Below are 22,862 nucleotides of genomic sequence, written 5' to 3' on the forward strand. Positions count from 1 at the left end.
CGCGCCAGCAGCGGCAGGGCTACCTCTTGTTCCAGTTGTCCCAGGTAGGGCGGTTGTCAAAGGGAGCCGGACTCTTAGCCCAGTTGTCCCATGTGGGCCGGTTGTCCCATCTTGCTTCAACGACCGTCTGAGGTTGAGCGTCGTGTGTAGCCGTCAGCTCCATCACGATGGGGGCATCGGAGGTGGTGAGTGTGTCCAGGACCGTCATGCAGTTGCCTCCTTCGTTGCGAGGGCGGACAGGGCCGAGACCAGGGCCTGCCGGGAGGCCCGGCAGTAGTTGGTCTCGGTGGTGGCGAGGCTGCCTTTCGAAGAAGCGGTTGGAAGCCTGAGCGCCACGGCAGAAGTCGAAGAATTCGCACTCGGCCTGGCAGCGGTCCAGGCCGGTGAGGAAATCGCGCACGTAGCGCAGCCGGTAGGCGCCGTGGACGATCTCGGCCAGGGGCTGGTCCCAGTCGGCCTTCTGTCCGGTGCGGATCAGCTGGAGGTACTCGGCCAGCCGTTGGACTTCCCGTACGGTGAAGGTGCCGCCGTGTTCGCGGGTCCAGGCAAGGGTGCGGCGCCAGAATTCCTCAGCCTGGACGGGGGTGGGGGTCGGCCGGTCGGTGTTAGCCCCTTCGATTTCCTCGATGTTGAAGCCCGCCGAGCGGCATCCCAGGGTGGCCAGGAACTCCAGCAGCTCCTCCGGCATGGTGATGCCGTCGGTGCCGACCACGGAGATCACGGAGAAGGGGATACCGTGCTCGCGCAGGTGCTTGATGCCGCGCAAGGTCCGGTCGAACGCCGGCTTGCCCCGAAGGTCGACGCGGGCACTGTTCACGGCGGCCGGGCCGTCGATGCTCACCCCGACGCGGACGTCGTAGGCGGCCAGCAGGTCGCACCAGGTATCGGTGAGGGTCGTTGCGTTGGTCTGCACGTAGTGGCGGATCCGTCCTTCGCGGCGCAGCGCCTCGAACGGCGCGAGCAGGGCCGCGAACTTCTGCTGACCCACGGCGAGCGGTTCGCCACCGTGCCAAACGATGCCGATCGGGTGATCGTTGTCCTCGAACTGGGCCACCTGCTGCGCCAAGGCGTGGGCTAACTCCTCGGGCATCTGGTGCTTGAGTTTGCGGAAGGGCAGGTAGCAGTACCGGCAGTCCAGGTTGCACCAGGTCGTGGGCTGTACCACGACGGTCTGCGGGGAAGCGAAACGCTGCTGGTACCGGGAACGCCACTGGAGCGAATGAGAGAGCATCGTGGTCCTCTCTGCAACGGACAGGGGCACCGCCGCCCCGGCACGAGGGCCGGCGAGCGGGATGGCACCACCATCCAGCCCACCCTGACGTGCAGGCGATGACATCTCGCTGTCAGTGCCGATGACATGTCATCGGCCAGGCAATGACATTGCTTGGAAGTCGCCCTATTTGCGCGCGAGTTCAAGAAGAGCCCGTGGGCTATCGTGGCGGACGTGTCTCGCTCGATTCTGATCCACGACGGCCACACCTCCCGCGATGTCGGTCTGGTGTACATCTGCTCGGGCTACCTCGTCGAGCAGGGCAAAGTCCTGCTCGTGCACCACAACCGCTTCGACAAATGGGTGCCACCGGGGGGCCACATTGAGCCCGGCGAGTCCTTTGCCGGAACGGCGGTGCGGGAATTCAAGGAGGAGACAGGGCTGTTGGTGGAGGCGATCTCCAGCCAGCCGGAGATCCACCCCGCGGATGCCAACGCCACTCCCGAGCCTGTGCCGTTCTACGTCGACGTGGAACGCGAAGGGTTCGCCACCCCCGCGCTGGTCCAGTTCTTCTTCATCCAGCGCCGGCCCGGCACCCAGGGGCAGGCCGTGGAAGCGCAGCTCGAAGAGGTACACGGGGCCGCGTGGTTCGGCCTGGAGGACCTGGATGACCTCAAGACGTTCGACCAGGTCCGCTCCCTGGCGCGGTTCGCGCTGCTCAACTACCCGGTAGCCGGCGAACGTGCCCAGCCGTAGGCGGCGGCTCTACCGCCCCGCGAGCCGGTAGCCGCCGGCGCCATCCACCGTGCCGGCCAGCAGCAGCCGGACCGGAGCACCGCCGAAGGCTGCGGACACCGCCTGGTTCAGTCGCTGGACGTACTTGGGAACCGAGGACGGGGCAACGTAGAGCGTCCCCGCAATCCGCTCGGTCGACAGCCAGCCCTCGGGAGCGTCGTACGCGACCTTGACCAGGTCGAAGAGGCGCTCCGACAGCACGCACTCCACCCGTGCTTCACAAGATCGGGCTTTGGCAAGGATCATCCGGCCCGAACCGAGTACCACGCTCTCGACGAGCACTTCGGCCGAAGCCTCGCTCGCTTCCTCCGGGGTGCTGTCATCGAATCCCATACGCGTCAGCCGACGCAGCGCTTCCTCGTAGGCCGACACCGTGTAGTACGCGGCCCGGATGGTGGCACGCTTGCCGGAGGCTCCCGGCTCGTTCCACAGTCCGGCCTCCGGATCCCACAGGTCATTCATCAACTTCCACGCCTTGGCGAACCGGGGGTCACCCGGATTGGCGCCGGCCCGGACGGCGGCCTGCGAACACAGCGCGTAGGCCATGTGCTCCCACGCGGTGCCCTGCACGTCCTTGTCATCCTCGACGAAGGTCTCCCAGCGGTGATGGTTGTGCAGCAGCCACTGCCCAGCGTCGGCGACCACCTCGGACAGCTGCTTCAACTGCTCTGCGCCATGTACGCCTCCGGTCTCCCGCGGATCGTCCCGGTAGGCGGGCGCGCCGTCCGGCCCGGTTCCCGAACAGACGGCTGACAGGGCGAGCAGGCACAGCGCGGTCTTGCTCGGGCTCGGATCGGTATCGACGTAGGTGCGCCACCCCCATGCCCCGCTGGCACGTCGGTGGTAGAGCAGACCGCCCACGCCGTGCTCGATCAGGGGCTCGACGCGCTCCAGCAGGCTGCTGGTATCCACCCCGCCGGGCAGGCGGAGCCGGGGGCCCAGGTCGTGAAGCGCACCTCTGAGCTGAGCAAGCCCGTGAACGGTGAGGGCGGTCTGGTGCAGCGAGGTGTCATCAAGCCCGAGTACTTCCGGCCAGCCGTGGTCGACATGGTGATTCTCAAGCCAGCCGACGCACCAGGCCGCGACTTCCGCAACACCATCGTGGTGGAAGAACCGCGGGTGGGACAGCAGTCCGGCCAGCCCGAAGGCGATGAACCGGGTGTGCTCACCACGGCCGCCCTTGTGACGAGGCCGGCAGTGCTCCACGATGGCGCAGGTCAGAAAATCGAGCGCCCGACGTACCGGTTCGCCCGCGATACCAGCGGCGCGCAGGATCGGCAGAACCTCGCTGGTATTGACGATCGACGAGACCGACGTGAGCGTTAAGCCCCACCCTCCGTCGTAGCCCTGGTTCTGCAGAAGTGTCCGGGCAGCCTGGCCCGCTCTTCCCTCGAAGGCCGCGAGCCCCACACGCACCGACTTCATGGTCCCCCTCCGCCGTCGGATACGGATCGCCCGGCGAATGTACCCAACTCACCTTTCAGAGAAGCGCGTTCGACGCCAACGCGATCATGGGTCCCGACGAGGAACTCCCCGAGGGCAACGAACTGGCTCGCATCAGCGAGGCGCGACTGGGCGCCCAGAGGTGTGGCGCCGGTGCTGCCTGTCCGTCCGCCGAGGCAGTACGGCATCCCGGCCGACTGGCCGTAGCCATAAGGAAAAACCGTGCCGGCGGCCGCATCCCGCGACCGCCGGCACCGTGTTGCGCCTGCTGCGTGCGCCCCTACGCCCGCCTCACCCCAGCAAGTTCACATCCCGCACCGCACCCTTGTCCGCGCTGGTGGCCATCGCCGCGTACGCCCGGAGGGCCTGGGAGACCTTGCGTTCGCGCTGCTTGGGCGCGTAGACGCCGCCCAGGGCCTCCCGCCGGGCCGCCAACTCCTCTTCGCTGACGAGGAGTTCGATGCCACGGTTGGGGATGTCGATACGGATGCGGTCGCCGTCCTCGACGAGGGCGATGGTGCCGCCGGCCGCCGCCTCGGGGGAGGCGTGGCCGATGGACAGGCCGGATGTGCCGCCGGAGAAGCGGCCGTCGGTGACCAGGGCGCAGGTCTTGCCCAGGCCGCGGCCCTTGAGGAACGACGTCGGGTAGAGCATCTCCTGCATGCCGGGGCCGCCCTTGGGGCCCTCGTAGCGGATGACGACGACGTCGCCCTCCTTGACCTGCTTCTTGAGGATCTTGTCGACGGCCTCCTCCTGCGACTCGCAGACCACCGCGGGGCCCTCGAAGGTCCAGATGGACTCGTCGACGCCGGCGGTCTTCACGACGCAGCCGTCCTCGGCGATGTTGCCCTTGAGGACCGCCAGGCCGCCGTCGACGGAGTAGGCGTGCGCCATGTCGCGGATGCAGCCGCCGGCCGCGTCCACATCGAGCGAGTCCCAGCGCTCGGACTGCGAGAAGGCGGTCGCGGAGCGCTTGCATCCGGGGGCCGCGTGCCACAGCTCGACGGCCTCGTCGGAGGGGGAGCCGCCGCGCACGTCCCAGGTCTTGAGCCACTCCTCGATGGAGGCGCTGTGGACGGTGTGCACGTCCTCGTTGAGCAGGCCGCCGCGGTAGAGCTCACCGAGGATGGCGGGGATGCCGCCGGCGCGGTGCACGTCCTCCATGTAGTACGTGCCGCCGGGGGCGACGTTCGGGGCGACCTTCGCCAGGCAGGGCACCCGGCGGGAGACGGCGTTGATGTCGTCCAGGTCGAAGCTCAGTCCGGCCTCCTGCGCCGCGGCGAGCAGATGCAGGATCGTGTTCGTCGAACCGCCCATGGCGATGTCCAGGGCCATGGCGTTCTCGAAGGCGGCGCGGCTGCCGATGGTGCGCGGCAGGACGGTGTGGTCGTCCTCGTCGTAGTGCCGCTTGGTGATCTCGACGACCGTACGGCCCGCGTTCTCGTACAGCGCCCTGCGGGCGGTGTGGGTGGCCAGCGTCGAGCCGTTGCCGGGCAGCGAGAGGCCGATGGCCTCGGTCAGGCAGTTCATCGAGTTGGCGGTGAACATGCCCGAACAGGAGCCGCAGGTCGGGCAGGCGTTCTCCTCGATGCGGAGGATGTCCTCGTCCGAGATCTTGTCGTTGACGGCGTCGGAGATCGCGTCGACCAGGTCGAGGGTGCGGACGGTGCCGTCGACCAGGGTCGTCTTGCCGGACTCCATCGGGCCGCCGGAGACGAAGACGGTCGGGATGTTGAGGCGCATCGCGGCCATCAGCATGCCGGGGGTGATCTTGTCGCAGTTGGAGATGCAGATCAGCGCGTCCGCGCAGTGCGCCTCCACCATGTACTCGACGGAGTCGGCGATCAGGTCGCGGGAGGGCAGGCTGTAGAGCATGCCGCCGTGGCCCATGGCGATGCCGTCGTCGACCGCGATGGTGTTGAACTCGCGCGGGATGCCGCCCGCGGCGTGGATCGCCTCGGAGACGATCCGGCCGACCGGCTGGAGGTGGGTGTGGCCGGGCACGAACTCGGTGAAGCTGTTGGCCACCGCGACGATCGGCTTGCCGAAGTCCTCGCGCGCTACACCGGATGCCTGCATAAGGGCTCGGGCGCCGGCCATGTTGCGGCCATGGGTAACGGTGCGGGACCTCAGATCGGGCACGATGGGTCACTCCCTCGGGATCGTCCGTACGACCGCCGCTGCCGGTACCTGGCCCCCTGGCCGCGCACCGGGCGGCGTCATATATCAGCTCCTGTCGAGATTACGCTCCTGATCCAAGATCTGGACAGCCTCTCCGGGATGTGAGACGGCTGACCGCAGTACGGACAGCGGCTCGGGAGGGCTTCTCGCAGGTCGGGGGCGTTGGCGGGGCGGCGGGGCACCTCGGGGGGCGCTTGTCAGGGGCGCGTCGCTTGCCCGGGGCTGGGGCGTTTGTCAGGGCTGGGTCAGGTACCGCTGGAGGGCCGGTGCCACCATCGCGATGATCTCCTCCGGGTCCGCGGAGGCGACCGGGTCCATCTTGATCACATAGCGCAGCATGGCGATCCCGATGAGGTGCCCGGCGGCCATCTGTACCCGGAACTCCGGGTCGGGGACGTCCAGTTCGCCCGCCACCCGCTGGAGCATCCGGCGCTCGATGAGGCCGCGCAGCACCGCAGCGGCGGTCTCGTTGGTCAGTGCCGAGCGCATGATCGCCAGTAGTGGCTGGCGGCTGACCGGGTTCTCCCAGACACCGAACATGAAGCGGGCCATCCGCTCCCCCACGTCCGCACCGCCGCCCGCGAGGGCGTCCGGCATGGTCAGCGCGGGCGCGACGGTCAGCTCGATGGCCGCCGCGAAGACCTGCTCCTTGGTGCCGAAGTAGTGGTGGACCAGCGCCGCGTCCACCCCGGCCGCCTTGGCGATACCACGCACCGAGGTCTTGTCGTAGCCGCGCGCCGCGAACTCCGTACGGGCCGCGGCCAGGATGCGCTCACGGGCGCCGGGGCCCTCCTCGGCGGCGGCGCGGGCCGGGCGGCCACGGCGGCGGGCCGGTGCGGGCGTACCGGGCCCGGAGGACGCCTCGTCCCGGCCGGCGCTCACGAGCCGGGGACCCAGGTCGGCGAGGCTAGATGCAGCCGGGTGAAGGCCAGCGCCTCGGCCAGGTCGGCCTCGCGTTCGGCGGCGGACATCGCCCGGCGGGTGTTGACCTCGACGACCACATGGCCGTCGAAACCGCGCGCGGCCAGGCGCTCCAGCACCGCGGCGCAGGGCTGGCTGCCGCGGCCCGGCACCAGATGCTCGTCCTTGGCGGAGCCGTTGCCGTCGGCGAGGTGGACGTGCCCCAGCCGGTCGCCCATCCGCTCCACCATCTCCAGCGCGTCGTTGCGCGCGGTGGCGGTGTGCGACAGATCGACGGTGAAGTGCCGGTAGTCGTCGTTGGTGGGGTCCCAGTCGGGGGCGTACGCGAGCATCTCGCGGTCCCGGTAGCGCCACGGGTACATGTTCTCGACGGCGAACTTCACATCCGTCTCGCCCGCCATCCGCCACACCCCGCGGACGAACTCCCGTGCGTAGTTGCGCTGCCAGCGGAAGGGCGGGTGCACGACGACCGTCGAGGCGCCCAGCTTCTCCGCGGCGTTACGGGCGCGCTGGAGCTTGACCCAGGGATCGGTGGACCAGACCCGCTGGGTGATCAGCAGACACGGTGCGTGGACGGCCAGCACCGGCACCCCGTGGTAGTCCGAGAGCCGGCGCAGCGCGTCGATGTCCTGGCTGACCGGATCGGTCCACACCATGACCTCGACGCCGTCGTAGCCGAGGCGCGCGGCGATCTCGAAGGCCGTCGCCGTCGACTCCGGATACACCGAGGCCGTGGACAGCGCGACCTTCGCATCCGGGATGCGCACCACTGGCTCTGTCACGAGGGACAGCGTACGGGCCGGGACTGCGCACGGGGCAGGAGGTCCGGGCCGCCCCGGCCCGCCGCCCGGGGCCCGTCCCCTGGAAGGGGAGGCCAGGGCGGGCGGTACCGGGGCGGCGCGGCCGGCAGGGGCGTGACGAGTCTCACGCCCCGCCGGTCGCACCGCGGCGCCGCCGTGCGCCCGTTACGGCAGGTGGTCCAGCCGCCGCCTGGCTACGGCCGGCAGCACTACGGCAGGTGATCCAGCCGCCGCAGAATGACGCCCTCGCGCAGCGCCCACGGGCAGATCTCCAGCGTCTCGACCCCGAACAGGTCCATCGCCGCCTCGGCGACCAGCGCCCCGGCGAGCAGCTGCCGTGAGCGCCCCTCGGACACCCCGGGCAGCGTCACCCGCTCCTCCGCGGGCATCCCGGCCAGCCGCGGCACCCACTCCTCCAGCTTCTTGTGGGTCAGCTCGCGCTGGACGTACAGGCCCTCGGCGGAGCGCGCGGCACCCGCGATCCGGGCCAGCTGCTTGAAGGTCTTGGACGTGCCGACGACCCGGTCGGGCGTGCCGTAACGGGTGAACTCGCTCACCACCTTGGCGATCTCGGCCCGCACCCGGCGGCGCAGCGTACGCACGTCCTCCGCGTCCGGCGGGTCGCCGGGCAGATCGCCCGCGGTCAGCCGGCCCGCGCCCAGCGGCAGCGACACCGCCACGTCCGGGTCCTCGTCCAGGCCGTAGGCGATCTCCAGCGAGCCGCCGCCGATGTCCAGGACCAGCAGCCGGCCCGCCGACCAGCCCAGCCACCGGCGGGCGGCGAGGAAGGTGAGCCGCGCCTCGTCCTCCCCGGAGAGCACCTGCAGCGCGGCATCGGTCTCCTGGGCGACCCGCCGCAGCACCTCCTCGCCGTTGGTGGCCTCCCGGATCGCCGACGTGGCGAACGGCAGCACGCTCTCGACGCCCTTGTCCTCGGCCACCTGGAGCGCCTCACGGATGGTCGCCACCAGGCGCTCCACCCCGCCCTCGCTTATCGCGCCGCCCTCATCGAGGAGTTCGGCAAGGCGCAGCTCCGCCTTGTGCGAATAGGCGGGCAGCGGGCGCGCGCCCGGGTGTGCGTCCACCACCAGGAGATGGACCGTATTCGAACCCACATCGAGGACACCGAGTCTCATACGGGGAAACCTAACGCGCGCACCGCCCGCTCCTGTCGGCGCGGTGCGCACCTGTCGCTCCCCCTTACGCTGGAGTCGTGGCAAAGACGAAAAAGGCGAAGCACGAAAAAGCGCTGAAGAAGGAACAAAAGCGGCGCGCACAGGCGGCTGAAGGGGCCCCGGCCGACGAGGTCGGCCTCGACTTCGCCCGTGCCTGGGTCACCTTCCCGGACCCGGCCGACGACGAACAGCTCTTCCGCTGCGACCTGACCTGGCTGACCTCCCGCTGGACCTGCATCTTCGGCAGCGGCTGCCAGGGCATCCAGGCCGGCCGCGCGGACGACGGCTGCTGCACGCTCGGCGCGCACTTCTCGGACGAGGACGACGAGAAGCGGGTGGCCGAGCATGTGGCACGGCTCACGCCCGAGGTGTGGCAGCACCACGACGTGGGCACCACGACCGGCTGGACCGAGGAGGACGAGGACGGCGAGCGGCAGACGCGCCGCTGGGAGGGCTCCTGCATCTTCCAGAACCGCCCTGGCTTCCCGGCCGGCGCGGGCTGCTCGCTGCACATCCTCGCGCTGCGCGAGGGCCGCGAGCCGCTGGAGACCAAGCCGGACGTCTGCTGGCAGCTGCCGGTCCGGCGCACGTACGACTGGATCGACCGGCCGGACGACACCCAGATCCTCCAGGTGACGATCGGCGAGTACGACCGCCGCGGCTGGGGCCCCGGCGGCCATGACCTCCACTGGTGGTGCACCTCCGCGACCTCGGCACACGGGGCGGGCGATCCGGTCTATGTCTCGTACAAGCCCGAGCTGACCGAGCTGATGGGCGAGGAGGGCTACGCCAAGCTCGCCGAGCTGTGCGAGGAGCGGCTGGCGGCGACGCTGCCGATGGCGCCGCATCCGGCGGACCCCAAGCCGCTGCCGCTGCTGCCGAAGCCGGAGGCGTAGGCGGCCTGCGGGCCCGGCGGCCCGCGGGCGCGCTCAGCGGGCCGGGTGTGTCGTGTTCGACGGGGTCGAGGACGGGGCCGGGCCGGTCGGCTTCGGCGTCGGGCTCGTCGGCGTCGGGCTGGGCGACGGGGCCGTCCGGGTCGGCGTGGGCGTCGGCTTCTGGCGCGTATGGGTCGGTTTCGGATGCGGCCGTCCCGGGCGCTGCGGACCGGCGGCCGGACCGGTCGCCCCGTAGCCCTTCATCGTGACGACGGTGCCACCGGGCTCGATGGCGATCCTGGCCCGCCAGGGGCCCGGCGGCTCCCGGTCGTGGTCGATGTCGACGGTGATCGTGGTGGTCTCGTCCGGCCGCAGCGTGCCCGCCGTATGACTCATCTGCAGCCAGGCCGCGCCCGCCGACGCGCGCCAGCGCACCGGGGTGCCGCCCGCGGCGCGGAGCCTGAGGACCGTGGTCCGGCCGCGGGGCTCGGCGGCCACCGCCAGCCGGGCGGGGCCTGCCTCCCGCTTGCTGCCCGGCGTGTCCGGCCGCTGCGGGGTGCCGTCCGCGCCGACCACCTCGACCGACACATCGGGCGTCCCGCCGCGCGCCGTGAAGCCGGGCTCGGGCGTCGTCCTGGCGTTGCCCGCGTTCTCGTACGGGCTGCGGCCCAGCCGCGGGCCGGGCTCCGTGTCGCTGGCCGTCACCGAGGGCGAACCGTCGGCCGCCACATCCGTGGGAGGGGCGCCCCGGTACGCCGCCCACAGGGCCAGCACCGGTGCCGCGACGACCGTGGCCACCACGGTGGTGGTCAGCGCCCGGTTGCGCAGCCGGCGACGCCGGGCCACCCGGTCCTTCGGCGGACCCACCGGGAAACCACTGCGGTCATAGCGAGGAGAACCGTTTGCCCCACCCGCCCGTCCGGCAGCTCCCGCACCGGCCACCCCTTCCGCACGGCCCGACTTGGTGCTCCGGGCCGCCGCCAGCGCACCGAGCACGGCGTCCCGGGGCGCGGTGACCAGCGGCAGGCTGCCCTGGGCCACCGGCGCGGTACCCGGCCAGGTCCCCGGGGCGGTGGCCCGCTCGGCGGTCCGCCGGCACTCGGCACAGTCGTCGACATGGCGCACCAGCTCCCGGCTCAGCGCCGCCCCCAGCAGCACCTGGGTGTCGCCCGCCAGCTGCGCGACCTCCCGGCAGCGCCCGGACTCGACGACGGCCAGCGCCGCCCGGGTCCGTTCGACCTCGCAGGAGGCGGTGGCCAGCAGCGTGCGGGTGGCGACCGGGTCCGCGCCGAGCACCGCGGCGACCTCCTCCGCCGAGAGGTGATGGCGCACCGAGAGCTCCAGCGCCTCCCGCTGCTCGGGGCTGGTGCCCGCGGCCTCCGGCCAGGCCAGCGCGGCCAGTTCACGCTGCCGGCGCTCGGCCTCGCGGGCCGCTCCGGGGCCCGGATTCCCGGCGGGCGGCGCGGTCCGCTCGGCGAGCCGGCGCAGACAGGCCCAGCGGGCCAGGGCGTAGAGCCAGGAGCGGTACAGCGCCGGGTCGGCGGGGCGGCGGCCGCGGTGCCGCTCGGCGAGCGCGAGCGTCTCGCCCAGCACCGCGGTGGCGGCGTCGTGTTCGCACAGCACGGACAGGCAGTAGGTGAACAGCCCGTCCAGAGGGGGCTGGTAGCCGTCCCGTTCCCGGTCCGGGGGGCGCGCGGCGTCCGGGCCGGGCCGCTCTGACGGCTGCGGCCGGCTCCGGCGCCGCGCGTCGCCGCGCGACCGGTGTGCGCCGGTGGAGTGCGTGGGGTGCTCGGGCCTGCTGCTCATCACCCCGGCGACGGTAGGCGGATGATGCCGCCCTGCTTGCTCGCGTTGGACACTTTTAACCCTTACGGGTGACCATCTCCCTCAAAAGAGGACACGAATAGCTCTTTACACGGGCGGCGCGCTCCGTATGCGCCACTCGGTCGGTGCAACCGCCGGTGGCCGCGCCCCGGTCGCGCCCCCGCCCCGGACGATCGTGGACGGGGCGCCCGCCGCGACAGCTCGCGGCGGCGTTGTCAGACCCCACCGCTACGGTGACCCCATGGCAACGCGTAAATCGTCGGGCAAGGAGCGTCCCTCCTACCGCTGCACCGAATGCGGCTGGACCACCGCCAAATGGCTCGGCCGCTGCCCCGAATGCCAGGCATGGGGCACGGTCGAGGAGTTCGGCGGCGCCCCCGCGGTGCGCACCACCGCCCCCGGCCGGGTCACCACCGCCGCCGTGCCCATCGGCCAGGTCGACGGCAAGCAGGCCACCGCCCGCTCCACCGGCGTGCCCGAGCTCGACCGCGTCCTCGGCGGCGGACTCGTCCCCGGCGCCGTCGCCCTGCTGGCCGGCGAACCAGGCGTCGGCAAATCCACCCTGCTGCTCGACGTCGCCGCCAAGGCCGCCTCCGACGCCCACCGCACGCTGTATGTCACCGGCGAGGAATCCGCCAGCCAGGTACGGCTCCGCGCCGACCGCATCGGCGCCCTCGACGACCATCTGTACCTCGCCGCCGAAACGGACCTGTCCGCCGTCCTCGGCCACCTCGACACGGTCAAACCGTCCCTGCTCATCCTCGACTCGGTGCAGACCGTCGCCTCCCCAGAGATCGAAGGGGCCCCCGGCGGCATGGCCCAGGTCCGCGAAGTCGCCGGCGCACTCATCCGCGCCTCCAAGGAACGCGGCATGGCCACCCTCCTCGTCGGCCATGTCACCAAGGACGGCGCCATCGCCGGACCCCGCCTCCTGGAGCATCTCGTCGATGTCGTCCTCCACTTCGAAGGCGACCGGCACGCCCGGCTCCGCCTCGTCCGCGGCGTCAAGAACCGCTACGGCACCACCGACGAGGTCGGCTGCTTCGAACTGCACGACGAAGGCATCATCGGCCTCGCCGACCCCTCCGGCCTCTTCCTGACCCGCCGCGCCGAACCGGTCCCCGGCACCTGCCTGACCGTGACCCTGGAGGGCCGCCGCCCCCTCGTCGCCGAGGTCCAGGCCCTCACCGTCGACTCCCAGATCCCCTCCCCCCGGCGCACCACCTCCGGCCTGGAGACCTCCCGCGTCTCGATGATGCTCGCCGTCCTGGAACAGCGTGGCCGGATCAGCGCCCTGGGCAAACGCGACATCTACAGCGCCACCGTCGGCGGCGTGAAGCTGACCGAACCCGCCGCCGACCTCGCCGTCGCGCTCGCCCTGGCCAGCGCCGCCAGCGACACCCCCCTGCCGAAAAACCTGGTCGCCATCGGCGAAGTCGGCCTCGCGGGCGAGGTCAGACGCGTCACGGGCGTCCAGCGGCGGCTGTCCGAAGCGGCCCGGCTCGGCTTCACCCACGCCCTCGTCCCCTCCGACCCCGGCAAGATCCCCGACGGAATGCGGGTCCTGGAGGTCGCCGACGTCGGACAGGCACTCAGCGTGCTGCCCAAGCGGGTGCGCCGGGAGGCCCCACAGGAAGAGGGCGCACGCCGGTAGACTTTGCCCTGGTCTCGCCCGTCACCGCAGAATTGCCTGTCGGCCACGTACGCTCCGCTGGTACGTCAACCACAGCATGGGCCGGGCGGCCTGCGGACCGACAGACCTTGCGACGGAGGAGTGCAGTGGCAGCCAACGACCGGGCATCGACTTCCGGCAGGTCCGGTGGAAGCTCCGGCACCGAAAGCCTGATGCGCGCCACGCTGAGCGCCGTCGCGCCCGGTACCGCCCTGCGCGACGGCCTGGAGCGCATCCTCCGCGGCAACACCGGCGGACTGATCGTCCTCGGCTTCGACAAAACCGTCGAGTCCATGTGCACCGGCGGCTTCGTCCTCGACGTGGAATTCACCGCGACCCGGCTGCGCGAACTGTGCAAGCTCGACGGCGCCCTCGTCCTCGACAAGGACATCAGCAAAATCCTGCGGGCCGGAGTCCAGCTCGTCCCCGACGCCTCCATCCCGACGGAGGAGACCGGCACCCGCCACCGCACCGCCCAGCGCGTCTCCATCCAGGCCGGCTTCCCCGTCGTCTCCGTCAGCCAGTCGATGCGCCTGATCGCCCTCTACGTCGACGGCGAGCGCCGCGTCCTGGAGGAATCCGCCGCGATCCTCTCCCGCGCCAACCAGGCCCTCGCCACCCTGGAGCGCTACAAGCTCCGCCTCGACGAGGTCGCCGGCACCCTCTCCGCCCTGGAAATCGAGGACTTGGTGACCGTCCGCGACGTCACCGCCGTCGCCCAGCGCCTGGAAATGGTCCGCCGCATCGCCACCGAAATCGCCGAATACGTCGTCGAACTCGGCACCGACGGCCGCCTGCTCGCCCTCCAGCTGGAGGAGCTGATCGCCGGCGTCGAGCCCGAACGCGAACTGGTCGTCCGCGACTACGTCCCCGAACCGACCGCCAAGCGCTCCCGCACGGTCGCCGAGGCCCTCGCCGAACTGGACGCCCTCAGCCACACCGAACTCCTCGAACTCCCCACCGTGGCCCGCGCACTGGGCTACAGCGGCGCCCCCGAAACCCTGGACTCCGCCGTCTCCCCCCGCGGCTTCCGCCTCCTGGCCAAGGTCCCCCGCCTCCCCGGCACCGTCATCGACCGCCTCGTCGACCACTTCGGCGGCCTCCAGAAACTCCTCGCCGCCAGCGTCGACGACCTCCAAACCGTCGACGGCGTCGGCGAGGCCCGCGCCCGCTCGGTCCGCGAGGGGCTGTCACGGCTGGCGGAGTCGTCGATTCTGGAGCGGTATGTGTGAGGGGGAGGTCGCGGCGCCGTGACCCGTGCGCCGCACGCTGAGTGGTCGGCTCCGTAAATCCTTCGGGGGTCGACTGTGGAGCCTGTGTTGTGTGTGGTGCGGGGTCAGCGCCGGCTGGGGTCGGTGAGATGGCAGTCGTTCAGGCTTCCTTGTCAGCGAACCTGGTCGCTCTTCGGCCCGATGCCTTTGAGCCTGGTCGGAGTTCCGTCCGGGGCGAATGAGTGGTGGAAGGTGAAGGCGGCCGGCGCGGAGCCGTGGTCGTGGAGGTGCTCCAGCCTGGAAACCCCGTCCTGCCAGGTGGGTATCACGCCGTCGGAGACCCACCAGCACACGTAATTCGGCTGCCCTGTCCTCTCGAACCAGTCGTAACGCCTGTTCAGCGCCTCACGGTGCAGACCGGTGTAGACGGCGTCGACGGCGGAGCGCAGGTCGGTCCAGAGTGAGAGCGTCGCGTCCAGGGCGGTGGTTTCCACCGTACGGCCCTTGCCGTACCACGTCGGTACGGCGAACTCTCCCCATGCACCCCAGTCCAAGTCGAAGTGTGTGCCCCGATCGCCGTCTGCCGCTTGAGCACGAGCGAGGTACCCGGGGTGCTGGCTGATCTTCCGGTAGATGGCCTCGCCGCTGGCGTGGAGTTCGCGCGTGAGAGGTCCGGGATCGGCGAGAGATGACTTCAGGACGCCGAATGTGTACAGCGCAAGATGGGGCATGCGTCTCTCCCTGGTTGGGGGGCCTGGTGCGGACCCGGTTCGGTGGCTTACGCATGGGGGCGAGGATTCGTGGGGCGTGACCAACTCATCCCGTCGCGGGTGGCTCAGCCCGAAGGAACTCCTGCGCGCCCGTGGGCGACCGTGGGCGACCGCCGAAGACCAGGTGAAGGTAGCTGCCTCTGCGGGCCATGTCGAAGTTGCGTTTTCCCTGTCCAAGTGGCCTCTTGCACCGGTCATTTCGGGGGCTGGGCGGTGACGGGCGGGGCAGGCTGCGGGGTACCAGTGATCCACTTCGCCGATCGGTTCGCCCGCCGTGCCCCGTTCATTGACCGGCCTTGGGACCGCTCGGGGTCTTGACCGGCACCGAGGCGCGCTCGATTGCCTTGGGCCGTGTCTGATGGGTCGGTGATGCACTCACGAGTGCGTCGTTCCTGGCGTGTCGATGGCGTGTCGAGGCTGCAGTCAGTAGATGACCGACACGATCTGACAGGCGGCTTCGCCCAGTTCACGGTCGCCCTCGATGCGGGCACGGGCCAGGGCGGTGTCCGGCTGGATGCCACGGGTACACAGCCGCCAGGCGGTCTCCGTATCCAGGCGGACAGCCGCGGCGGGGCGTGCGGAGTCCGGTTCGGCGAGAGACCAGCGGGATCCGGTGGCCGTCACGGTCCAGACACCCCCGGCCGGGCCGTCGATCCGCACCTGGATCTGTGTACCGGACGGCGCGGCGACCTCGCGCAGAGTGTGCGGCAGGGCTCGCATGAAGGTGTCCAGGACCATGGACAGGGGCCGCGGATCGGGGTCGGTGTCCTGGCCCGCCGCGTGGCGGATCTGCTGACGGTGGGCCCAGAACTCGGTGAAGTCACGGGCGCTGTCCAGCCACATCGGCGCCGGATCGATCCCGGCCCAGGACACCCCCAGCGACGGGCTGTTGGGGTCGGTGGTCTCGAAGAACCGGGCGACCTGCCCGCCCACCGCATCGAGCGTGTCACTGAGCGCGGCCGGGCTCACCCGGCGGTGGGCCTCGACCCATTCCTGATTGATGCGGTGGATGAAAGCCTCCAGGCCTTCGTCCGGCGCGAAGGCGGGACCGCCACGGTGGCCGTCGCGGTCCCGGGCCAGGCGTCCGTAGAAGTCACCCAGAACGTGCGCGGCGAGATCCCGCACCGTCCAGCCCGGCACCGCCTCCTGGCCCCAGTCGGCGGGCGTCAGGCCGCGCAACGTGGCCATCAGCGCTTCCTGCTCAGGCACGAACAGGGGGCGGGCATCGATCGGAGCACCGAGCCACGAAGGGCTCACCACGTGGTTGAACTCGGAGTTCATGACTCAAGCCTGCCAACCGAAAGGTGCGGTCACCACCGAATACCCGTCCCAGTCGATCGTGCCGTGCCGAATGCCCGGCGGAATCCGACAGGGCGCCACCGGACCATGATTCACCAGACACTTCTCAGGACCGCCGGGCGCCTCGCCGGGCGGTCCTGAGACCGGGCGCCTCGCCCGGCCTCAGGTTCCTGAGGCCGGGCGCCTCGACCGGCCTCAGGAACCGCTCAGCGTCAAGATCGGCCTTGAGGCCGGCTCATGACCGGCTCAAGGAACGGTGTCAGACGGCCCGGCCCAACACCGCCGCCTCCTTTTCCGCGCTCAGGCCGACCGCCGGCCGGTCCGGGCGCTGCGGAGCCACCCCGCCGAGGGACTGCAGCCAGGCCCAGGTGTCGGTGACGGTCTCACCGATAGGGCGGCAACGCAGTCCGGCCGCCAGGGCCTTGGACACATCGGCGCCGAAGAACGCGTCCCGCCACTCACCGGGCGGCAGCCAGACCGGCAGCTCACTCCAGGGCTCGATACCGGCGGCAAGAACATCCTCCGGAGCGGTCCAGCGCAGCTCCGCGTCCGCCCCGGTGGCCGTCACACAGCTCTCCAGGAACTCCCCCATCGTGGCGTGCCCGGCCTCACACACCATGCTGTACGCACCCCCGAGCCCGGCCTCCAGCGCGTCTAGCGTCCATACGGCGAGATCCCGGACATCGATGTACTGCAGCGCCAACTCCCGCGGCCCCGGCGCGAGAACCGGTCCACCACGGGCGATCCGGCCCAGCCACCACGGCAACCGCCCGATGTTCTCGTACGGCCCGAGGATCAGCCCCGCACGCACCAGCAGCGCCCGCTCCCCGAACGCCTCGATCGCAGCCAGCTCACCGCCCCGCTTGGCCTGCGCATAGTCCTCGGCATCCGTGGCGTCGGGGGAGCCCGTCACCACCGGGGCCTGCTCGCCATACGGGGGCGGAGGCGGCGGAAACGCGTACACCGAGCAGCTGGAGACATAGGCGTACCTCCCGACCCGCCCGGCCAACAGCCGCGCCGTATCCCGCACCGCCGCCGGCGCACCACTCCAGGTATCGACCACGGCATCCCACTCCCCCTCCTCCAACGCCGCGAGCCCCGCCGCATCCCCACGGTCGCCGTGCAGCGTGGTCACCCCCTCCGGCGCCGCATGCTTCCCACGGTGAAACACCGTCACCTGCCACCCCCGCGCCACCGCCGCCTCAGCAACGGCCCGCCCGACAAACTCCGTCCCACCCAGCATCAGTAGCCTCATACCACCGACTGTGCCGCACCCCGAGCCCCCACAACCAGCAACGCACGCTCACAGCAGAATCCCCCAGAGCGAAACAAACGGAGGCCCAGCGTCCACGCCTCAGGGTGACGAGCGGGCATGCGGGGGGGCAACCGGCCCTGGCGCATCAGACGACGGCAGGCGTCCGGCGGCGGTAGGCGTCCGGCAGCGACAGGGATCCCGCACCAGTCGGCATCCGGCCCCGGGTGGCACGATCCCCGGCATCGTCTCGCTGCCCGGCCCCCAGCCCCAGCCCCAGCTCACGGACTCAACTCCGGCCTCAGGCCCACGCCCTGGCCATGCCTCGTGCGCGCCGTGGCCCACGCCCTGCCCCACACCCTCGACCAGCGGCGGGGGCCCGCCGGGGCTTGCCGGGGCCTGCCGGGGCCTGTCGATGCCTGCCGGGGGACACACCGGTTGCCTCAGCCGTCAGCCATCAGCCATCAGCCATCAGCCAGGACGAACGTCGTGCTGGCCGCGTCCAGCCCCGGCACCTTCGCCTCGATCTCATACTTGCCGGCGGGCACCTTGGCCGAACTCGGCGTGGCACACTGCGGGCCGCTGGCACGACGGTCCCACTCGATGATCCGCTCCACAGTCCCCTTGGCCGGCACCTGCAACAGCGCGGGCTCGGTGCCCGACGGGCAGTCGTTCGAGGCCCACACCCGTTCGTCACCCGCGGCATCGCTGATGGTGAGCACCGTGGCCTTCTGCCCGAGGTCCACCTTGCAGGCCTCCCCGGCCGCGTTCTCAACCGTCAGCTCGAACTTCGGCCGCACATCCGGCGCATAGGAGTGCTTCACACTACGCAGCCCCAACTCCGCCTTACCGGACACACAGTTGGGGAGTGACGAGCCGGCCGCAACAGCGTTCTTCCCGGAGCCCCGACCGATCGGCCCGCCCCCAGAACCGGAACCACCCGCTCCGGCCCCGTCACCGGAACCCCCGCCACCGCCCGCGCCCCCCGAGCCACCGGAACCGGACTCCGACCCCTCGTCGTCACCCGACTCATCGCGCCCGCCCGCCTTTTGGTCGTCCACCGGCCCGCTGCCGGACGGCCCTGGCGTGATGGACGTCGCGGGGCCCTCGCCGCGCGAGCCCTTACCCTCATCGCCGCCCTTGCCCCCGCCCAAGCTGACGGCCCACACCACCAGGAGGGCGAGCAGGACGACGATGGCCAGCGCAACGGCCCTCCGCCGCCAGTAGATGGAGGAGGGAAGCGGCCCGATCGGATTGCGCAGTGATCCCACGCGGAAACTCTACGAGAGATCGCCACCCACACAGGCCAGTACCCGCCGTATCCGACTGCATCTTTTCCCATGATCAGCCCAGCACCGCCCCCTACCCGCGTCGACACAGCCCCCTGCCCGCGCTCCATCCCCAACTAGCCAGACGCCCCGCCAGCTCTCGGCCCGCTCCCCTCCGGCCCCACTTCCGCCAGTCGCACCCGTCCGATCACCAACTGCGACGCAACCGGTCCGTCCTGCACGGTCGTTGATCTTCCACGCACGGTCGCTGATCTTCCACGGAGACACGCACCCTCCCACGGGGGGGCAAGGCTTTGCGGTGACCCGGCACAACACCGCACGGCCACCGCGACAGCGGGGGCTCACTGCCCTGCCATCGGGGCATGGCTCCGCAGGGGCCGACCCCAGGGCATCGGGGCCCACCGTCGCCGAGCCTCTCCCCCGCACCGCCCCCAGGGCCTCACCCCGGGGCCGTACGGCCTCACGGGGCTCACACCCCCAGCCTCAGCGCCCCGACCACTCCTCCTTGTGGCCGAAGCCCTGCCCGTTGTCGATCAGCCGCAGCCAGTCGGGGCGCAGTTCCCAGAGCGTGGTCCGCTCCAAGGCGGCGCGCAGGCGGTCGCCCGACGCGACGAACGGAAAGCGCTCGACATAGACCTGCCAGCCCGCCGCGCGTTCCTCACCGGTCAGCGGGCGGCAGCGGCCCCGGCCCTGGATCCCCGTCAGGCCGCTCCACTCCTGGCCGTCCCGCTGCGCCGTGAACGCGACCCGCGCGCCGGGCTCCGCCAGCGCCCGCCCGTGTCGCGTCGTGGTCGCCGTGACGAAGTACAACGCGGGCCCGGCACCGGCCGCCTGGCCGCGCCCCTCGCCAGACGCCCCGCCGACCTCCCCGCCACCCGCACCTCGCACACCGCTCCCGCCTCGCGCGCCGCTCGCACCACTCGCCTCGGGCGACGCCTCGGGCGCCTGGCCCACCTCGGTCGCGTACAGCACCGCGCAGGCCTGCGGCCCGTCCTCGTCCGCATACGCGAGTGTCAGCGTCGTATGCGCGGCCAGCGCGCGCCGGATCGCCGCCGGGCAGACCGGCCCGGCCGACACCGACCTGGCCGACACGGACCCGGCCCGCTCCGCTCCGTCGCCACGCCCGGCATCCCCGCCACGCCACGCATCGCCGCCACGCCCGGCGCCCCCGACGCGCCCGGCGGCGCCGCCCGCCACGCCGTTCGTGCCGCGCTCGCCTTCTGATTCGCTCATCTCCGCCATGCCCGCATCCTCGCTTGCCGCCTCCTTCTATTCCAGCAACGATTACGGAGAGTAGTCAGTTCCCGTCGGGGCGTGATCGTCACCGCCCCACGCCGGGGCACCGCCCCACACGCCCCGGGCCACCGCGCCAGCCCCGGACCGGGCGCCGCGGGCCGAACCCCAGGCCCAGCCCCAGCTCCGCCCCCGGCTCCGCCCCCGGCTTCGGCTTCGGCTTCGGCTTCGGCTCCAAGCCCAGCCTCGCATCCGGCCCCTGCCCCAGAGCCGGCCCCGGACGCGGCCCCAGACCCAGGCGCGCCCTCGCCCCAGCCCCAGCCTCAACCCCGGCACCCGGCCCCAAACCGGCCCCGCCCCGCAGTCGCCGCACCCGGCTCCGGCAACGCCCCCAAGCCGCCACACCCCACCCCGCTCCCCGCCCCGCGCCCCCGCCCCTCCCCCATTCCCGCCCCGCCCCCTCCGTACCCCCCAGTAACCGGCGTCTGCGGGCAGCCGGCCGTCCTGCGTGTGGGTGGGCGTGCGGCGGGGCGGGCCCGGTGCGTTTCCTGGGCGAGGTCGGACGTGCCAGGATCGGCACTGCCATGACTTCGACGCCTGTCACCACCACTGCCACGACCGCCGCCGCCGAGACCGCTTCTGCCGCCGACGCGGCCGCGGAAGCCGCCGACGGGACCGCGCTGCACGGCCCGGTCACCGACTGGTTCGACGAGCACGCCCGCGATCTGCCCTGGCGCCGCCCCGAAGCGGGCGCCTGGGGTGTGATGGTGAGCGAGTTCATGCTGCAGCAGACCCCGGTCAGCAGAGTGCTGCCGGTGTACGAGCAGTGGCTCGCCCGCTGGCCGCGCCCCGCCGACCTGGCCGCCGAGGCACCGGGCGAGGCGGTCCGTGCCTGGGGCCGGCTCGGCTATCCGCGGCGCGCCCTGCGCCTGCACGCCGCCGCGTCCGCGATACAGGAGCGGCACGGCGGTGACGTGCCGCGGGAGCACGGCCAGTTGCTGGCGCTGCCCGGCGTCGGTGAGTACACGGCCGCGGCGGTCGCGTCCTTCGCGTACGGGCAGCGGCATGCGGTGCTGGACACCAATGTGCGCCGGGTGTTCGCCCGTGCGGTGGCCGGCCGCCAGTACCCGCCGAACGCCACCACCGCGGCGGAGCGCAAGCTCGCCCGTGCACTGCTGCCCGAGGACGAGCAGCTGGCGGCGCGCTGGGCGGCGGCCACGATGGAGCTGGGTGCGCTGCTGTGCACGGCGCGTGCGCCGGAGTGTCACCGTTGTCCGATCGCCGCGCAGTGCGCGTGGCGGCAGGCCGGGTCCCCGGTGCATGACGGTCCGCCGCGTCGCACGCAGACCTATGCCGGTACCGACCGCCAGGTGCGCGGCAAGCTACTGGCCGTGCTGCGTGAGGCGGTGGCGCCGGTGCCGCAGCAGGTGTTGGACGCGGTGTGGGACGAGCCGGTGCAGCGGGCGCGGGCGCTGGACGGCCTGGTCTCGGACGGTCTGGTGGAGCCGCTGGGCGGCGGCCGGTACCGGCTGCCCCTGACGTAACGCGACCCTGACGTAGCGCGACCCTGACGTACCGCGACCGTCGCCGGTACGGCGAGCGTCACCGAGACCCTCACCTATACGGCGACCGTCCGCCCCTGCACGGCGACCGTCCCCTGCACGGCGGTCGTCATCTATACGGCGGTCGTCATCTGTCCGGAATACGGTTAGCGGAGGCGCGGCTGCATCGGCGGCCGCGCCTCCGCCATGCCGTCCCCGGCTCCCGCCCTCGCCCGCCTCCTCCCGGCGCGACGGTCATCCGCCTGATGCGGTGTCACTTTTCAGGCAGCATGACCGAAAGGTGGCCCGATACGGCCTGAAGAAGGCCCTCGTTGGGCGTGGTTGTCGGCGTGTGACGGGCGATAGGTCTTGTGGCGGGGGTGCTTCTCCCCCCGGAGTATGACGTCCGGGGGGCTGTTGTCCGTCCGAGGTATGACCCCTGGTCGGCTGTTACACAACCGAGGGTTTTCCGTGCACTCCCTGTGGGGCCGACGCACATTACGTCGCAACACCCCCTCCGTAGCGTCTTCCTCGTGCTGGAGATGTCCACCGGCACGGTCAACGTGGGGAAACGCAAGCGGATCGGAGGCGTCGAGATGGCGACCAGCGGCGGCAAGGTACTGGACTTCGAAGAGTACGTTCGTACGCGGCAGGAGGCCCTGCTGCGGAGCGCCCGGCGCCTTGTGCCCGATCCTGTCGATGCTCAGGACCTGCTGCAGACGGCGCTGGTCCGCACGTACGGCCGCTGGGACGGCATCGCGGACAAGTCGCTGGCGGACGCCTACCTCCGCCGCGTCATGATCAACACGCGGACCGAGTGGTGGCGGGCGCGCAAGCTGGAGGAGGTGCCCACCGAGCAGCTTCCGGACGCGAGTGTGGACGACGGCACCGAGCAGCGCGCGGACCGTGCTCTGCTGATGGACATTCTCGGGGTGCTGGCTCCCAAGCAGCGCAGCGTCGTGGTGCTGCGGCACTGGGAGCAGATGAGCACGGAGGAGACCGCGGCGGCGCTCGGCATGTCGACGGGTACGGTCAAGAGCACGCTGCACCGTGCGCTGGCGCGGCTGCGTCAGGAACTGCAGATGCGGGATATCGACGCGCGGATACTGGAGCGCGGCGAGCGGGGGCGGGAGCGGTGCGCGGCCTGAGGGTCGGCGCACGGCACGCGGCACCCGGCACGGCGTACGACACCACACCAGATATCACAAGAAAACTATCCTTACCGGTGAAAACGGGCAGAACGACAGGTGCCTTACGGCTCCGGGCTCGACGCGCGACAATCACTTCAGGAACAGCAGCGGGATCAGCGGCTGTGCGAGCAGCACGGTGAGCGGGAGCGGATTGTCCAGGAACAGGTTGACCGGGTTCGGG

General features: G+C 71.5%; 18 protein-coding genes. 6 read left to right on the forward strand and 12 right to left on the reverse strand.

Going from position 1 to position 22,862, the window contains the following annotated elements:
• Positions 1–19: 19 nt before the first annotated feature.
• The gene (gene amcA / locus STRTU_RS14975; protein ID WP_218039304.1) at positions 20–1,231 is read right to left on the reverse strand and encodes a multiple cyclophane-containing RiPP AmcA; all 1,212 of its coding nucleotides are present in this window, start codon (positions 1,229–1,231) and stop codon (positions 20–22) included.
• 213 nt (positions 1,232–1,444) lie between these two features.
• Here amcA and STRTU_RS14980 point away from each other — a divergent pair, with 213 nt between their 5' ends.
• A complete protein-coding gene (locus tag STRTU_RS14980) occupies positions 1,445–1,966 on the forward strand; it encodes an NUDIX hydrolase (protein WP_159743986.1) in 522 nt (173 codons plus the stop codon).
• A gap of 9 nt (positions 1,967–1,975) precedes the next feature.
• On the opposite strand, the gene STRTU_RS14985 is transcribed toward STRTU_RS14980, so the two are convergent.
• The 5 genes from STRTU_RS14985 to STRTU_RS15005 form a co-directional block, all read right to left on the reverse strand.
• Entirely contained in the window at positions 1,976–3,430 is a 1,455-nt protein-coding gene (locus STRTU_RS14985; RefSeq protein ID WP_159743987.1) for a prenyltransferase/squalene oxidase repeat-containing protein, read from the reverse strand.
• A 309-nt stretch (positions 3,431–3,739) separates the two neighbouring features.
• The gene (gene ilvD / locus STRTU_RS14990; protein WP_159743988.1) at positions 3,740–5,590 is read right to left on the reverse strand and encodes a dihydroxy-acid dehydratase; all 1,851 of its coding nucleotides are present in this window, start codon (positions 5,588–5,590) and stop codon (positions 3,740–3,742) included.
• A 273-nt stretch (positions 5,591–5,863) separates the two neighbouring features.
• The gene (locus tag STRTU_RS14995; protein WP_159743989.1) at positions 5,864–6,511 is read right to left on the reverse strand and encodes a TetR/AcrR family transcriptional regulator; all 648 of its coding nucleotides are present in this window, start codon (positions 6,509–6,511) and stop codon (positions 5,864–5,866) included.
• Positions 6,508–7,332 carry a sugar phosphate isomerase/epimerase family protein gene (locus STRTU_RS15000; protein WP_167539149.1) on the reverse strand — a complete coding sequence of 275 codons (825 nt, stop codon included), beginning with the start codon at positions 7,330–7,332 and terminating at the stop codon, positions 6,508–6,510. Before STRTU_RS15000 ends, STRTU_RS14995 begins: the two co-directional genes overlap by 4 nt.
• A gap of 227 nt (positions 7,333–7,559) precedes the next feature.
• Entirely contained in the window at positions 7,560–8,486 is a 927-nt protein-coding gene (locus tag STRTU_RS15005; protein WP_159743990.1) for a Ppx/GppA family phosphatase, read from the reverse strand.
• 77 nt (positions 8,487–8,563) lie between these two features.
• Here STRTU_RS15005 and STRTU_RS15010 point away from each other — a divergent pair, with 77 nt between their 5' ends.
• Positions 8,564–9,421, forward strand: coding sequence for a DUF3109 family protein (locus STRTU_RS15010; RefSeq protein WP_159743991.1), 858 nt, complete (start codon positions 8,564–8,566; stop codon positions 9,419–9,421).
• Positions 9,422–9,454: 33 nt separating this feature from the next.
• Here the strand turns inward: STRTU_RS15010 and STRTU_RS15015 are convergent, their stop codons facing one another.
• Positions 9,455–11,206: a sigma-70 RNA polymerase sigma factor region 4 domain-containing protein gene (locus tag STRTU_RS15015; protein WP_269777360.1), complete on the reverse strand. Its 1,752-nt coding sequence runs from the start codon at positions 11,204–11,206 to the stop codon at positions 9,455–9,457.
• A gap of 259 nt (positions 11,207–11,465) precedes the next feature.
• Between STRTU_RS15015 and radA the strand changes: the two genes are divergently transcribed.
• Positions 11,466–12,878, forward strand: coding sequence for a DNA repair protein RadA (gene radA / locus STRTU_RS15020; protein ID WP_159743993.1), 1,413 nt, complete (start codon positions 11,466–11,468; stop codon positions 12,876–12,878).
• A gap of 125 nt (positions 12,879–13,003) precedes the next feature.
• A complete protein-coding gene (gene disA, locus STRTU_RS15025; protein WP_159743994.1) occupies positions 13,004–14,128 on the forward strand; it encodes a DNA integrity scanning diadenylate cyclase DisA in 1,125 nt (374 codons plus the stop codon).
• 152 nt (positions 14,129–14,280) lie between these two features.
• Here the strand turns inward: disA and STRTU_RS15030 are convergent, their stop codons facing one another.
• The 5 genes from STRTU_RS15030 to STRTU_RS15050 form a co-directional block, all read right to left on the reverse strand.
• Positions 14,281–14,838 carry a DUF3291 domain-containing protein gene (locus tag STRTU_RS15030; RefSeq protein ID WP_159743995.1) on the reverse strand — a complete coding sequence of 186 codons (558 nt, stop codon included), beginning with the start codon at positions 14,836–14,838 and terminating at the stop codon, positions 14,281–14,283.
• A 462-nt stretch (positions 14,839–15,300) separates the two neighbouring features.
• A complete protein-coding gene (locus STRTU_RS15035) occupies positions 15,301–16,158 on the reverse strand; it encodes a maleylpyruvate isomerase family mycothiol-dependent enzyme (protein WP_159743996.1) in 858 nt (285 codons plus the stop codon).
• Between the two features lie 277 nt (positions 16,159–16,435).
• Positions 16,436–17,431 carry an NAD-dependent epimerase/dehydratase family protein gene (locus STRTU_RS15040; RefSeq protein WP_167539150.1) on the reverse strand — a complete coding sequence of 332 codons (996 nt, stop codon included), beginning with the start codon at positions 17,429–17,431 and terminating at the stop codon, positions 16,436–16,438.
• 461 nt (positions 17,432–17,892) lie between these two features.
• Complete coding sequence (locus STRTU_RS15045; protein WP_159743997.1) at positions 17,893–18,699, reverse strand: hypothetical protein; 807 nt, start codon at positions 18,697–18,699, stop codon at positions 17,893–17,895.
• A gap of 501 nt (positions 18,700–19,200) precedes the next feature.
• Positions 19,201–19,959, reverse strand: coding sequence for a hypothetical protein (locus tag STRTU_RS15050; RefSeq protein WP_246240547.1), 759 nt, complete (start codon positions 19,957–19,959; stop codon positions 19,201–19,203).
• Positions 19,960–20,534: 575 nt separating this feature from the next.
• Here STRTU_RS15050 and STRTU_RS15055 point away from each other — a divergent pair.
• Positions 20,535–21,494 (forward strand): HhH-GPD family protein, encoded by a 960-nt coding sequence (locus STRTU_RS15055; protein ID WP_159743998.1) that lies wholly within the window; start codon positions 20,535–20,537, stop codon positions 21,492–21,494.
• Positions 21,495–22,033: 539 nt separating this feature from the next.
• On the forward strand, positions 22,034–22,639 hold the full coding sequence (locus tag STRTU_RS15060) for a SigE family RNA polymerase sigma factor (protein WP_371873676.1): 606 nt from the start codon (positions 22,034–22,036) through the stop codon (positions 22,637–22,639).
• Positions 22,640–22,862 lie beyond the last annotated feature (223 nt).

It is taken from the genome of Streptomyces tubercidicus (genome assembly GCF_027497495.1).
In the GTDB taxonomy this organism is placed as follows: Bacteria; Actinomycetota; Actinomycetes; order Streptomycetales; family Streptomycetaceae; genus Streptomyces; species Streptomyces tubercidicus.

Excerpts from the sequence above, each read along its gene's own strand:
- amcA (WP_218039304.1), bottom strand. The coding sequence starts at position 1,231 with ATGCTCTCTCATTCGCTCCAGTGGCGTTCCCGGTACCAGCAGCGTTTC.
- STRTU_RS15040 (WP_167539150.1), bottom strand. The coding sequence starts at position 17,431 with ATGAGGCTACTGATGCTGGGTGGGACGGAGTTTGTCGGGCGGGCCGTT.
- STRTU_RS15055 (WP_159743998.1), top strand. The coding sequence starts at position 20,535 with ATGACTTCGACGCCTGTCACCACCACTGCCACGACCGCCGCCGCCGAG.
- STRTU_RS15030 (WP_159743995.1), bottom strand. The coding sequence starts at position 14,838 with ATGCCCCATCTTGCGCTGTACACATTCGGCGTCCTGAAGTCATCTCTC.
- radA (WP_159743993.1), top strand. The coding sequence starts at position 11,466 with ATGGCAACGCGTAAATCGTCGGGCAAGGAGCGTCCCTCCTACCGCTGC.
- STRTU_RS15060 (WP_371873676.1), top strand. The coding sequence starts at position 22,034 with ATGTCCACCGGCACGGTCAACGTGGGGAAACGCAAGCGGATCGGAGGC.
- STRTU_RS15050 (WP_246240547.1), bottom strand. The coding sequence starts at position 19,959 with ATGGCGGAGATGAGCGAATCAGAAGGCGAGCGCGGCACGAACGGCGTG.
- STRTU_RS15035 (WP_159743996.1), bottom strand. The coding sequence starts at position 16,158 with ATGAACTCCGAGTTCAACCACGTGGTGAGCCCTTCGTGGCTCGGTGCT.
- STRTU_RS15015 (WP_269777360.1), bottom strand. The coding sequence starts at position 11,206 with ATGAGCAGCAGGCCCGAGCACCCCACGCACTCCACCGGCGCACACCGG.
- STRTU_RS15005 (WP_159743990.1), bottom strand. The coding sequence starts at position 8,486 with ATGAGACTCGGTGTCCTCGATGTGGGTTCGAATACGGTCCATCTCCTG.
- STRTU_RS14985 (WP_159743987.1), bottom strand. The coding sequence starts at position 3,430 with ATGAAGTCGGTGCGTGTGGGGCTCGCGGCCTTCGAGGGAAGAGCGGGC.